Genomic DNA, 12,623 nt, shown 5'->3' with positions numbered 1-12,623 from the left:
TGATCCGGACGAAAGGCCCTAGGCCCTAACCCTCTTCCAGCTCCGCCACGGCCAGCAGCTGTTCCGGGGTGACGTCCGCGGGGATCGGCACCGGGGCCGGTGTGCGCAGGGGCGGCTCCCAGCCCCGGTCCGGATGCCAGCTGCGTACGACCCGGGCGGGAGCGCCTGCCACGACCGCCCGGTCGGGCACCTCGCCGCGGACGACCGCGCCGGCGGCCACGACGACATTGCGTCCGAGCCGGGCGCCCGGCAGGATCACCGCACCGGTACCGATCCAGCAGCCGGGACCGATGGAGACGGGCTCCATCCGCGGCCACTGCCTGCCGACCGGCTCGTGCGGGTCGTCGTAGCTGTGGTTGGTCGAGGTGATGTAGACGTACGGCCCGCAGTACGTGTTCGCGCCGATGGTCACCGTGGTGTCGGCGACGACATGGCTGCCGCGGCCCAGCACCACCCCGTCGCCCAGGGTGAGGATCGGGTCGGGGCCGAGATCGAGGTCGGGCATGAGTCCCGCCGTCAGCGTGACCTGTTCGCCGATGATGCAGTGGTCGCCCAGTTCGATCCACGGCTCCCCGAAGACGGTGCCCTGCGGGAACGCCAGCCGGGTGCCCCCGCCGATCCGGGCGAACCGCAGTCCCCCGGGGTGCTCGGCGGTCACCGCGCCCGCCTCGCGCGCCCAGCGCCAGCAGCGGTGGACGGCCCCGGACAGGGCGCGCCGCCGCCAGGCGGTCAGCGAGGAGAACGCGTTTCTGTTCTTGGGCACGCGCTCACGGTAGTCCGCGCCCACCGGGCCTTCGGCCGCACCGGCCTGTGATCTTCACCCCAACAGGCCTGGGACGGCGGTGCGTCGCATACGGTTTCCCCGGCGGACGGCCGGGGGTCGCCGTGGCCGCCGCGACCCACGGCAGCGGAGCACGGAGGAACGCGCGATGGCGGAGCAGGCGTTGATCATGGGCATGGGCGGCAAGGAGCCGTCCATCGACGCGGACGCGTTCACCGCGCCGACCTCGGTCGCGATCGGGGACGTCACGATGGCGGCGGGCTCCAGCCTCTGGTATCAGGCGGTGCTGCGCGCGGACTGCGGCCCCATCGTCATCGGTGCGGACTCCAACATCCAGGACAACTGCAGCGTGCACGTCGACCCGGGCTTCACGGTGACAGTCGGCGAGCGGGTCTCGGTCGGGCACAACGCGGTCCTGCACGGCTGCACCATCGAGGACGACGTACTCATCGGCATGGGGGCCACCGTCCTCAACGGCGCGCACATCGGCGCGGGCTCGCTGGTCGCGGCGCAGGCCCTGGTCCCGCAGGGGATGCGGGTACCGCCGGGCTCCCTGGTGGCGGGCGTCCCGGCGAAGGTGAAGCGGCAGCTGACCGAGGAGGAGCTCGAAGGCGTCCGCTTCAACGCGGTGGGTTACGTGGAGCTGGCCAAGGCGCACCGCGAGGCGTGCGGCGGCTGAACAACGCCGTCCGCTCAGTCGGCGACCGGCACGGTCCCCGGTTCCGGCTCGGCGGCCGCCTCGGAGTGCGCGGCGGCGGCCTTCTTGGCGCGGTTCTTGATGATCAGCATCGAGGCGAGGCCGATCAGGATGGCGATGGCCAGGCCCAGGTAGGAGAACCGCTTCAGCCAGGCCTCGGCGACGACGCCCACCGAGTAGATGACGGCCGTGGTGCCGCCCGCCCAGGCGATCCCGCCCAGCACGTTGGCGACGAGGAACTTCCAGTACGGCATGTGCAGCACCCCGGCCAGCGGTCCCGCGAAGATGCGCAGCAGCGCGACGAAGCGGCCGAAGAACACCGCCCACATGCCCCACTTCTGGAAGGAGCGCTCGGCCAGGGCGATCTGGCTCTCTCCGAAGTGCTTGGGGAACTTGCCGCCGAGCCAGGCCAGCAGTGGCCGGCCGCCCTTGCGGCCGATGGCGTAGCCGATCGAGTCGCCGATCACGGCGCCCGCCGTGGCGCAGGCGCCCAGGATCCAGGGGTTGATGCCGTCGTGGCTCGCGGCCAGCAGCGCCGCGCTGACCAGGACGATCTCGCCGGGCAGCGGGATGCCCAGGCTCTCCAGTCCGATGACGACGCCCACCAGGACGTACACGCTGATCGCGGGGACGGTCTCCAGCCACTCCTGGATGTGCAACGCCGTTTCCTTACGTGTGATGTCTCGTCGCCCGCCGGACAACTCATCGGCGCAGCGCGGGAAGCCTACCCTCAGCTTCACCGGGGCGGACAGCGCGAACGGCCGCCCGGCACCTGTCCGGTGTCGGGCGGCCGTCGGGTCGTACGGGTCAGGAGTGGGGGCGCAGGGTCCAGACCACGGTCATCTCCCCGGTGACGGCTCCGTCCCCGCGGCGTATCTCCACGGTCACCGGGAACTCGGGGCGCTCGCCCGCGTCGAGCTCCGCGACGACCTCGGCGGCGGGGCGGCCGAGGACGGCGGTCGCGGTGACCTCCCCCATGGCCAGCTTCTTGTAGCCGATCTCGGCGCTCACCGCGAGCGGCACGGCGCGGGCCAGCTGGTCGCCGAACGCGGCGATGACGATGGCACCGCTCGCCGACTCCGCCAGCGTGAACATGGCTCCGGCGTGCGGTCCGCCGACGTGGTTGTGGTAGTCGGCCTGGTCCGGCATGCGGACCACCGCGCGGTCGGCGGTGGACTCCAGGAATTCGAGGTTGAGGGTCCGGACCATGGGGACCGTCGCGGCGAGCATCTCGCCCGCGGTCATCTGTTCAGCGCTCATGGACCGATGTTACTCATGGGTAGCAGCCTTTGGCCATGCCTTCGCGGCCACGTCCCGTCCGGCCGCCGCCCCTCCTTCACCGTTCGCACACGGGGGCGGACGTAGCACGCCGGGCGGGGCACCTCTATCGTTACTCGCCATGTGGCCAGGACAGCAGCCGCCCGGGGGCGAGCAGAACCCGCAGGACCAGAACCAGAACCCGTACCAGCAGCCGGGGTACCAGCAGCCGAATCCCTATCAGCAGCCGGGATACCAGCAGCAGGGACAGCAGCAGCCCGGTTACGGGTACCCGCAGCAGGGCGGGCAGGGGGGCTACGGACAGCCCAACCCGTACCAGCAGCCCACGGCACCGCAGTACGCGGTGCCCGGACCTCCCGGCGATCCGCAGCCCGGCGGTGACAACAACAAGAAGAAGACGACGATCGTGGCGATCGTCGCGGCGACCGCGGTCGTGGTGGCCGCCGCGGTCACCGGTGTCATCGTGCTGAACAAGGACGACGACAAGGACGGCAAGAACGTCGCCGGCGGCAAGAAGTCGTCCGCGCCCGTCAAGCCGTCCGGTTCCGCGTCCCCGTCCGAGGCCAACCCGCGCGGCGGCGACGACGAGGCCAAGCCGCAGATCGCGGGCTGGAAGGTCGTGACGAACCCCAAGTGGGGCACCCAGTTCGACGTGCCGGGCGACTGGGAGGTGTCCCCGCCCGGCGTGCTGTCCTTCTTCGAGGACGAGAAGAAGAACGACGGTATGCCGCTCATCGGGTTCACCGGGCCGGCGGACCTCAAGAAGAAGTGGTGCACCGACGACGCCGACAAGGACGGCACCGACGACAACTACAGCCTGGCCGGCACCGGCACCCGGGGCGCCGAGGGCGCCACGGACGCCGATGTGAACGCCCGGAACGAGGCCGGCACCTGGGCTTGGGCCGCGTTCGCGCAGCACATGCCGAAGAAGACCATCAAGATCAGCAAGCCCAAGCAGTACACCACCAAGTCGGGGCTGACCGGGAGCCTGGTCACCGCGACCGCGCCCAACGTCACCAAGCGTTCCAAGTGCAGCAGTGACGGCAAGACGTACGCCTTCACGTTCAAGAACACCAAGGGCGCCTTCGCCTCCTGGGTGCTGTACGCCGCCGCCGGTGTCGACGACGAGCTGCCCAACGCGACGATCGAGAAGATCCTCAGCACGGTGCGCACCGTGCCGATCACCGACACCGACAGCGAGTCCTGAGCCCGGTCCGGGAACTCATTTGCGCAAAGGGGGCGCGGCCGCGATAGTCCCTGGGTGACCGACGCAGCCGCCCCCGCCTCCCGCTCCACCCGCCCCGTCCCGGCAGGGCGCAACTACCGGCTGCTCACCGCCGCCTCGATCATCACCGCCCTGGGCACCCACGGCGCACTGATCGCGGCGGCGTTCGCGGTTCTCCAGACCGGCGGCGACGGCGGTGACGTCGGCCTCGTCGCCGCCGCCAGGACGGTGCCGCTGGTGCTCTTCCTGCTGATCGGCGGGGCGATCGCGGACCGGCTGCCGCGGCACCGGGTGATGGTGGCGGCCAACACCCTCAACTGCGTCTCGCAGGGCCTCTTCGCCCTGCTGGTCCTGGCCGGCGACCCCCAGCTGTGGCAGATGATGCTGCTCACCGCGCTGTGCGGCACCGGGCAGGCCTTCTTCAGCCCGGCGGCCGAGGGCATGCTGATGTCGAGCGTCAGCGGCGAACAGGCGAGCCGTGCCTTCGCGCTCTTCCGGATGTCCACCCAGGGCGCCGCCATCGGCGGTGCGGCCCTCGGCGGCGCCATGATCGCGGCGATGGACCCCGGCTGGGTGCTGGCCGTGGACGCCGCCGCCTTCGCGGTCGCGGGAGCCCTGCGCGCCTTCCTCGACGTCAGCCACATCCCGGCGCGCGAGCCGGGGGGCGGGCTGCTCGCGGACCTGCGGGACGGCTGGAAGGAGTTCACCGGCCGGCCGTGGCTCTGGGCCATCGTCGCCCAGTTCTCCGTGGTGGTCGCCGCCGTGGGCGCGGCCGAGGCGGTCTACGGTCCGCTGGTCGCCCGCGACGAACTCGGCGGCGCCCGGCCCTGGGGCTTCGCGCTCGCCGCGTTCGGCGTCGGCAACCTGGCCGGGGCACTGCTGATGATGCGCTGGAAGCCGCGCCGCCTCCTGCTGGCCGGAACGCTCTGCGTCTTCCCGCTGGCCCTGCCGTCGGCCGGCCTCGCCGTGCCGCTGTCCGCGACCTGGCTCTGCGTGGTGATGTTCGTCAGCGGTACGGCGATCGAGGTGTTCGGCGTCTCCTGGATGACCGCCATGCACCAGGAGATCCCCGAGGAGAAGCTGTCGCGCGTCTCGGCCTACGACTGGTTCGGCTCGGTGGCGATGGTGCCGGTCGCCACCGCCCTCGCCGGACCCGTCGAGTCGCTGGTCGGGCGCGGTCAGGCGCTGTGGGGCTGCGCGGGGCTGGTCGTGCTCGTTACGGGCGCGGTGCTCTTCGTGCCGGACGTACGCAACCTGACCCGCAGGACCGAGTCGGTGGAGGTGGCCGCGGCCCCGCTCGTGCCGCCCACGTCAGCCGATGCGGAAGGAGCCGTCGGGCGGCTCGGGTGAGGGGACCGCGTCCTCGTCGCCGACCGGCCGGGCGCCGTTGACGAACGCCTCAAGCGCCTCCCCGTACTCCACCCGCGCGGCGAACGCGTCCGCCGCGCACCGGCGGGCCAGGGCCGCCGTGTCGATCGGGGCGCGGGATGCGACCAGGACAACGTTGCCGAAGCGCCGGCCGCGCAGCACGCCCGGCTCCGCGATCAGCGCCAGCTCGGTGAAGGCGGTGGCGAAGGTGGCCAGCTGCGAGCGCAGGAAACCGAACGGCGGCCCGTCCGCGAGGTTGGCGGCGTAGATCCCGTCCGGGCGCAACGCCCGCGCCGCCGCCCGCGCGTACGGGACGGTGGTGAGGTGGGCGGGCACCCGTGACCCGCCGAAGACGTCCGCGATCAGCAGGTCCAGCGAGCCGGGCACCGTCTCCTCCAGCCGGGCGCGGGCGTCCGCCGCGTGCACGGTGATGCCGCCGCACTCGGGCAGCGGCAGGTGCTCCGCGACGAGGTCGAGGAGAGCGCGGTCCGCGTCCGCCACCTCCTGCCGGGAACCGGGGCGGGTGGCCGCGACATAACGGGGCAGGGTGAGACCGCCGCCGCCCAGGTGCAGGACGTCCAGCGGCTCGCCCGGGTCCGCCGCGCAGTCCACGACATGGCCGAGCCGTCGCGCGTACTCGAACTCCAGGTGCTCGGGCGCGTCCAGGTCGACGTAGGACTGCGGTGCTCCGTCGACCGTCAGCAGCCAGGCCCGCTCCCGGTCCACGTCCGGGAGCAGCCGTGCGGTGCCGTGGTCCACATCTCGGATGACGGGTATCGACTCGTTCACTCCCCCATTGTGCGGTGGGCCCGCCTCCTCGGAGCGTCCGGGGAGGCGGGCCCACGGTCTTCGCGGGGCTCAGAGCAGCTCCGTGACCGTGCCCGCGCCGACCGTGCGGCCGCCCTCGCGGATCGCGAAGCCGAGGCCCGGCTCCAGCGGGATGTCCCGGCCCAGCTCGACGGTCATGGTGACCGTGTCCCCGGGCCGCGCCACCCCCGCCTCGCCGAGGTCCACATCGCCGACCACGTCGGCCGTGCGGATGTAGAACTGCGGCCGGTACCCGGTGGTGACCGGGGTGGTGCGGCCGCCCTCGCGCCCCGACAGGACGTACACCCGCGCGGTGAAGCGCCGGCTCGGGGTGACGCTGCCCGGCGCCGCGACGACATGACCGCGGCGCACGCGGTCGCGCTCGACGCCGCGCAGCAGCAGCGCGACGTTGTCGCCGGCCTCGGCGGACTCCATCGGCTTGCCGAAGGTCTCCAGGCCGGTGACGACCGTCTCGGTGTCCGCACCGAGGACCGTCACCCGGTCACCCACGCGGACCGTGCCGCGCTCCACGGCGCCGGTGACGACCGTGCCCCGGCCGGTGATGGTCAGGACGTTCTCCACCGGCAGCAGGAACGGCGCGTCGGTGTAGCGCACCGGCATCGGCACATAGGTGTCGACGGCGTCGAGCAGCGCCTCCACGGCACCGGTCCAGCGCGGGTCGCCCTCCAGCGCCCGCAGCCCCGACACCCGTACGACGGGCACGGTGTCGCCGCCGTAGCCCTGCGCGGACAGCAGCTCGCGCACCTCCAGCTCGACCAGGTCGGTCAGCTCGGGGTCGCCGGCGTCCGCCTTGTTGAGCGCCACCACGATGTGGTCGACGCCCACCTGACGGGCGAGCAGCACGTGCTCGGCGGTCTGCGGCATGATCCCGTCCAGCGCGGAGACGACGAGGATCGCCCCGTCGAGCTGGGCGGCGCCCGTGACCATGTTCTTGATGTAGTCGGCGTGGCCCGGCATGTCGACGTGCGCGTAGTGGCGGGTGCCGGTCTCGTACTCGACGTGCGCGATGTTGATGGTGATGCCGCGCTGCGCCTCCTCGGGCGCGCGGTCGATGCGGTCGAAGGGGACGAAGGTGCCGGTGCCGCGGTCGCTGAGCACCTTGGTGATGGCGGCGGTCAGAGTCGTCTTTCCGTGGTCGACGTGACCCATGGTGCCGATGTTGAGGTGCGGCTTGGTGCGCACGTATGCCGTCTTGGGCATGGGTTCATTCCTTGGGATGCGAAGCGTGACGTGAGGACCCCGGGGCCCGGCCGACCCTCCCCTCGCGGGGTCCGCCGGACAGTCGGGGGAGGGTCAGCTTCGGGCGCCGCCGAAGGGCGCTGCGGCAGCGGTGAGCGCTGCGGCGCCACCTGCTGCGAGGGTGTCGACGGCAGCCTCCGGCGCGTCCGCGACTGCGGACGGCGCTGCGGGGAAGGCGTACCGGAACATGGCCCGATCATCTCCGACGGCCCGTCGGCCCGTCGAGCGAATTACGGCGGACCGTACGGGGATTGGGCACGGGCCGCCGGAGCCGGGCAGGGGCGCATTACGGCGATCACACACCTTTGTCGGTTACTCTCCCCGAATGCTCGACGTCGTCCCCGACACCCGGCCCGCCCCCGGTCTCGCCGTGCGCTGCACGCGCGTGCTGCTCTCGCCGTGGTCCCGGCTCTCGCTGCTCGTCGCCGTGCTGGTGGCCGCCGCCACGGCCATGCTGCTGCTGGAGCCGCAGCAACTGCTGACTTCCGGGAGACTCGGGCAGCTGAGCGGCGGCTCCACGGCGGCCGTGGTGTTCGGCCTGGCGTACGGCGTCTGCACGGTGGCGTTCGTGCCGCGCCCCCTGCTGAACCTCGCGGCGGGCGCGCTGTTCGGTGCGCAGGCCGGTCTCGCCGCGGCGCTCGGCGGTACGGTGCTCGGCGCGGGGATCTCCTTCATGCTCGGCCGGGTCCTGGGCCAGGACGCGTTGCGCACCCTGGTGCGGGGGCGGTGGCTGCGGGCGGCGGACGGTCAGCTGAGCCGGCACGGCTTCCGCTCGATGCTGGCGCTGCGGCTCTTCCCCGGGGTGCCGTTCGCCGCCGCCAACTACTGTGCCGCCGTCTCCCGCATGGGCTATCCGCCGTTCCTGGTGGCGACGGGGCTGGGCTCGGTCCCGAACACGGCCGCGTACGTCGTGGCGGGCAGCGAGGCGTCCTCGCCGACCTCCCCCGCCTTCCTCGCGGCGATGGGCTTCATCGTGCTGACGGGGGCCGGTGCGGCCGTGGTCGCCTGGCGCCGCCGTCACCGCCTGGGCGCCTGAGGACCGCGACCGGCCGGGGGCGCGGGGGGTGTCGTCGGCTGTTCACCCGAGGGCGATACGCTGCCCGCGACCGAAGACGAGACGGGGCCCCGCGCGGCCCTGTCCTCGCCACGACCGCAATCCGCACGCCGCCGACGGCATACGCCGTCGGCCGCCGCATGAGCAATCCGGGATGGCCCAAGCCCCATGAGCTGGTTCGAATCGTTCGTCCTCGGCCTCGTCCAGGGACTGACCGAGTTCCTGCCGATCTCCTCCAGCGCGCACCTGCGGCTCACCGCGGCGTTCGCCGGCTGGCACGACCCGGGTGCGGCGTTCACCGCGATCACCCAGATCGGCACGGAGGCCGCGGTCCTCATCTACTTCCGCAAGGACATCGCCCGGATCGTCTCGGCGTGGTTCAGGTCGCTGACGGACCGTTCGATGCGCGGCGACCACGACGCCCAGATGGGCTGGCTGGTCATCATCGGCTCGATCCCGATCGGTGTGCTCGGTGTCACGTTCAAGGACCAGATCGAGGGGCCCTTCCGTGATCTGCGGCTGATCGCGACCACCCTGATCGTGATGGGCATCGTGCTCGGCATCGCGGACCGGCTGGCCGCCCGCGACGAGACGGGCGGCAGGCACCGCGCGGGCAAGCAGCGCAAGACGCTGCGCGAACTGGGCGTCAAGGACGGCCTGATCTACGGCTGCTGCCAGGCAATGGCCCTGATTCCCGGTGTCTCGCGCTCCGGCGCCACCATCAGCGGTGGTCTGCTGATGGGCTACACCCGTGAGGCGGCGGCGCGTTACTCGTTCCTGCTCGCGGTTCCCGCGGTGCTCGCCTCGGGCGTCTTCGAGCTCAAGGACGCGGGCGAGGGTCATGTGTCGTGGGGCCCGACCGTCTTCGCGACCTTCATCGCGTTCGGTGTGGGGTACGCGGTCATCGCGTGGTTCATGAAGTTCATTACGACGAAGAGCTTCATGCCCTTCGTGATCTACCGGATCGCCCTGGGCATCCTGCTCTTCGTCCTGGTCGGCGCGGGTGCGCTGAGCCCGCACGCGGGCGAGTCCGCGGGCTGACCTCCGCGCGTGTGCCGCCCCCGGTCGCGCCGGGGGCGGCACATCGCGTCAGATCTCCGCGTCGCCGGGGCCCTCGGCGCCGAACTGCTCGGCGCGCAGGGCGAGGTCCTGCAGCACGTCCGCCGACGTGACGTCCGTCTGCCCGGAGTCGTGCACCTGGGCCAGCATCGCGAACGCCAGGGTGAACGCCCCGACGAGCTGCTCGACCGCGCCGCCGACCTCACGGCCGACGAGGACCACGACGTCCTCGACGGTGGCGTCCTCCGGGATGGCGATCCGCGGCATCGTCTCGTTGAGAAGGGCGGTCACCACGGTCGAATCGGTGTCGGCGTCCTCGCGGTCGGGGTTCTCCTCCAGCAGCCGGCGCATCTCCCCCGCCTCGGTGAGGATGCCGACCACACGCTTCACCACTTCGCTCTGCTCCATCCCGCGAGCATAGGCGGCCCGGCCCACAGGTACTACGACGTGCGGCGGTATGCCGTGCCGGGGCCCGGACGGCCGCTCCCACCTCGGCATCCGCGCCCGGACGGCCGTAGCGTACGGGGCAGGTCCCCACCGGCGGAGAGGAACCCATGAGTGGCACCGAGCTTCCCGTGATCGCGGCGGTCGACGGCTCCTCGCACAGCATGGACGCGCTGGACTGGGCGGCGCGCGAGGCGGTCGCACGAGATCTGCCCCTGCTGATCGTGCACGTCAGGCAACTCTCCCGGCGCACCGACCAGGAGGCGCAGGAGCAGGAGGCCGGCGAGCTGCTGGCCTCGGCCGTGCGCCGGGTCGCGGAGACCGCCCCGGGGCTGCGGCCCTCGACGCTCGCACCGCTCGACTTCCCGTCGGCGGCGCTCGTCTCGCTGAGCCGGGACGCCTCGCTGGTGGTGCTCGGTTCGCGGGGGCTCGGCGGGTTCCGCTCCCTGATGCTGGGGTCCAACAGCCTGGCGACGGCCTCGATGGCGAAGTGCCCCGTGGTGATCGTCCACGGCGGCCGGGACGACGAGAAGCCCGGCGACGGAACGGGCGAGGTCTTCCCGGACATCGTGGCAGGAGTGGCCGCCGACGAGAGCAGCGAGGGGGTGCTGGACTTCGCCTTCGCGACGGCGGCGGCGCACCCGGGTGCGCGGCTGCGGATCGTGCACGGCTGGACGATGTTCTCGTCGATGCTGTCCGGCGGGCCCGTCTTCGACCGGGACGCGGCGGCGGACGCGGCCGAGCGGTCACTGGCCGAGCTGACCGCCGGCTGGCGCACCGCGTATCCGCAGGTAGAGGTGATGAAGGAGCCGGTCAACGGTTCCGCGACGCGCACCCTGGTCACCGCGTCCGCCACGGCGTCGCTGACCGTCGTCGGGCGGCGGCGGGGCGGTGAGTCGCTGGGGCTCGGACTCTCGCCGGTGGCCCACACGACGCTCACGCACGCCATGGGCCCGGTGGCCGTCGTCCCCTGCTGACGGCCGGGCCGCGTCCGCTGCCCCACACTGGGCAGGAGAGCCGGATCGGATGGCGGACGGACCTGCCTGCGGGTGGGGCGAGGAGGCGCGGCATGGGGTCAGGGGCCGGGTGGCGCGAGCGGGGCGCACGGATGCTGGACCCGACACCGGGGCGCGCGGCCGCCGCGCTGGTGGCCGGTGCGCTGCCGGCGCTCGCCTTCCCCGCGCCCTCGCTGTGGTGGTTCGCCTATGTCTGCCTGGTCCCGCTGCTGCTGCTGATCCGGTCGGCCGGTACGGGGCGGGCGGCGGCGCGGGACGCCTGGCTGGGCGGGACCGGCTACATGATCGCCGTGCACCACTGGCTGATGCCGAGTCTGCATGTGTTCATCGTGGTCCTCGCGGCGCTGCTCGGTCTGCTGTGGGCGCCGTGGGGGGTGCTCGTGGGCCGGCTGCTGCGCGGGCCGGTGGGCGGGTGGTCCGCGGTGGCGGCGGTGGTCGTGATTCCGTGCGGCTGGCTGATGATCGAGCTGGTCCGGTCCTGGGAGGCGCTGGGCGGCCCCTGGGGGCTGCTCGGGGCGAGCCAGTGGCAGGTGGAGCCGGCGCTGCGGCTGGCGTCGGTGGGCGGGGTGTGGCTGGTGAGCCTGCTGGTGGTGGCGGTGAACACCGCGCTCACCGTGCTGCTGGTGCACTCCGCCGCCCGCGTCGCCGCCGCCGTGTCGCTGCTGGTGGGGGCGCTCGTGGTCGGGGCCGCCTGGATGTGGGCGCCACAGCCGGAGCGGACCGGCACAGCCAGGGTGGCCGTCGTGCAGCCCGGGATCGTGGACGGGCCGGGCAGCATCCAGCGCAGGTTCGACCTCAGCGAGAAGCTGACGCGGTCGCTGGCCGGGCGGGACGTGGACCTGGTGGTGTGGGGCGAGAGCAGTGTCGGCGTCGATCCGGTCCGGCGGCCCGACATCACGGCCCGGCTCGCGGCGCTGTCGCGGGCGGTGAGCGCGGACGTCCTGGTCAACGTGGACGCCCGGCAGACCGACGGGGCGGGGCGGACCGGCATCTTCAAGAGCGCCGTGCTGGTCGGGCCGGACGGGCTCACCGGGGACCGGTACGACAAGATGCGGCTGGTGCCGTTCGGCGAGTACATCCCGGCCCGGTCGGTGCTGAGCTGGGCGACCTCGATGGGCCGGGCGGCGGGCGAGGACCGGCTGCGCGGCACCGGCCCGGTAACGATGCGGGTGCCCGGCGCGGACGGGCTGCGCATCGGCCCGCTGGTCTGCTTCGAGTCCGCGTTCCCCGACATGAGCCGGCGGCTGGTCCGGGACGGCGCCGGGCTGCTGATCGCCCAGTCGTCCACGTCGTCGTTCCAGCACGGCTGGGCGCCCGGCCAGCACGCCTCGCTCGGCGCGCTGCGGGCGGCGGAGAGCGGACGCCCGATGGTGCACGCCACCCTCACGGGGGTGAGCGCGGTGTACGGCCCGCACGGCGAGGCGGTCGGGTCCCGGCTCGGCACGGACACCAGCGGCACCGCCGTCTACGGGGTACCGCTGGCCCGGGGCACGACGCTGTACGTACGGCTGGGCGACTGGCCGGTGTACGGGGCGCTGGGCGTGCTGGCCGTGTACTGCGCCTCGATGGGCGTCCGGGCCGCGCGCTCCCGGAGGCGTACACGGCCGGCGGAAGCGGCAGTGGTATAGCGCGCC

At 72.9% G+C, this 12,623-nt stretch carries 13 protein-coding genes; 7 read left to right on the top strand and 6 right to left on the bottom strand.

Annotation, left to right across the window (positions count from 1 at the left end):
- Positions 1–25 precede the first annotated feature (25 nt).
- Positions 26–763, bottom strand: coding sequence for an acyltransferase (locus tag EAO73_RS28480; protein WP_147974383.1), 738 nt, complete (start codon positions 761–763; stop codon positions 26–28).
- Between the two features lie 166 nt (positions 764–929).
- Between EAO73_RS28480 and EAO73_RS28475 the strand changes: the two genes are divergently transcribed.
- Positions 930–1,460 carry a gamma carbonic anhydrase family protein gene (locus tag EAO73_RS28475; RefSeq protein WP_147974382.1) on the top strand — a complete coding sequence of 177 codons (531 nt, stop codon included), beginning with the start codon at positions 930–932 and terminating at the stop codon, positions 1,458–1,460.
- Between the two features lie 14 nt (positions 1,461–1,474).
- Here the strand turns inward: EAO73_RS28475 and EAO73_RS28470 are convergent, their stop codons facing one another.
- Together EAO73_RS28470 and EAO73_RS28465 are read right to left on the bottom strand one after the other, a co-directional pair.
- A complete protein-coding gene (locus EAO73_RS28470; RefSeq protein WP_147974381.1) occupies positions 1,475–2,137 on the bottom strand; it encodes a DedA family protein in 663 nt (220 codons plus the stop codon).
- A gap of 148 nt (positions 2,138–2,285) precedes the next feature.
- Positions 2,286–2,723, bottom strand: coding sequence for a DUF4442 domain-containing protein (locus tag EAO73_RS28465; RefSeq protein WP_147974479.1), 438 nt, complete (start codon positions 2,721–2,723; stop codon positions 2,286–2,288).
- 154 nt (positions 2,724–2,877) lie between these two features.
- On the opposite strand from EAO73_RS28465, the gene EAO73_RS28460 reads away from it, so the two are divergent.
- Both EAO73_RS28460 and EAO73_RS28455 read left to right on the top strand, forming a co-directional pair.
- On the top strand, positions 2,878–3,963 hold the full coding sequence (locus EAO73_RS28460) for a hypothetical protein (RefSeq protein ID WP_147974380.1): 1,086 nt from the start codon (positions 2,878–2,880) through the stop codon (positions 3,961–3,963).
- A 54-nt stretch (positions 3,964–4,017) separates the two neighbouring features.
- Entirely contained in the window at positions 4,018–5,331 is a 1,314-nt protein-coding gene (locus EAO73_RS28455; protein ID WP_147974379.1) for an MFS transporter, read from the top strand.
- Here the strand turns inward: EAO73_RS28455 and EAO73_RS28450 are convergent.
- Both EAO73_RS28450 and tuf read right to left on the bottom strand, forming a co-directional pair.
- On the bottom strand, positions 5,293–6,138 hold the full coding sequence (locus EAO73_RS28450; protein ID WP_147974378.1) for a spermidine synthase: 846 nt from the start codon (positions 6,136–6,138) through the stop codon (positions 5,293–5,295). The two genes, EAO73_RS28455 and EAO73_RS28450, sit on opposite strands and share 39 nt — an antisense overlap.
- A gap of 69 nt (positions 6,139–6,207) precedes the next feature.
- On the bottom strand, positions 6,208–7,377 hold the full coding sequence (gene tuf, locus EAO73_RS28445; RefSeq protein WP_147974377.1) for an elongation factor Tu: 1,170 nt from the start codon (positions 7,375–7,377) through the stop codon (positions 6,208–6,210).
- A 364-nt stretch (positions 7,378–7,741) separates the two neighbouring features.
- On the opposite strand from tuf, the gene EAO73_RS28440 reads away from it, so the two are divergent.
- Together EAO73_RS28440 and EAO73_RS28435 are read left to right on the top strand one after the other, a co-directional pair.
- Positions 7,742–8,452: a TVP38/TMEM64 family protein gene (locus tag EAO73_RS28440; RefSeq protein ID WP_147974376.1), complete on the top strand. Its 711-nt coding sequence runs from the start codon at positions 7,742–7,744 to the stop codon at positions 8,450–8,452.
- A gap of 186 nt (positions 8,453–8,638) precedes the next feature.
- Positions 8,639–9,511 (top strand): undecaprenyl-diphosphate phosphatase, encoded by an 873-nt coding sequence (locus EAO73_RS28435; RefSeq protein WP_147974375.1) that lies wholly within the window; start codon positions 8,639–8,641, stop codon positions 9,509–9,511.
- Positions 9,512–9,559: 48 nt separating this feature from the next.
- Here the strand turns inward: EAO73_RS28435 and EAO73_RS28430 are convergent, their stop codons facing one another.
- Positions 9,560–9,937 carry a hypothetical protein gene (locus EAO73_RS28430; RefSeq protein WP_191134259.1) on the bottom strand — a complete coding sequence of 126 codons (378 nt, stop codon included), beginning with the start codon at positions 9,935–9,937 and terminating at the stop codon, positions 9,560–9,562.
- Positions 9,938–10,083: 146 nt separating this feature from the next.
- Between EAO73_RS28430 and EAO73_RS28425 the strand changes: the two genes are divergently transcribed.
- Positions 10,084–10,950, top strand: a complete 867-nt coding sequence (locus EAO73_RS28425) for a universal stress protein (RefSeq protein ID WP_147974374.1) — start codon at positions 10,084–10,086, stop codon at positions 10,948–10,950.
- A 92-nt stretch (positions 10,951–11,042) separates the two neighbouring features.
- Complete coding sequence (gene lnt, locus EAO73_RS28420) at positions 11,043–12,617, top strand: apolipoprotein N-acyltransferase (RefSeq protein ID WP_147974373.1); 1,575 nt, start codon at positions 11,043–11,045, stop codon at positions 12,615–12,617.
- The last annotated feature ends 6 nt before the right edge of the window (positions 12,618–12,623 follow it).

This window comes from Streptomyces sp. col6 (genome assembly GCF_008042035.1).
GTDB lineage: Bacteria > Actinomycetota > Actinomycetes > Streptomycetales > Streptomycetaceae > Streptomyces.
This window is presented reverse-complemented; position numbering and strand designations above follow the sequence as displayed.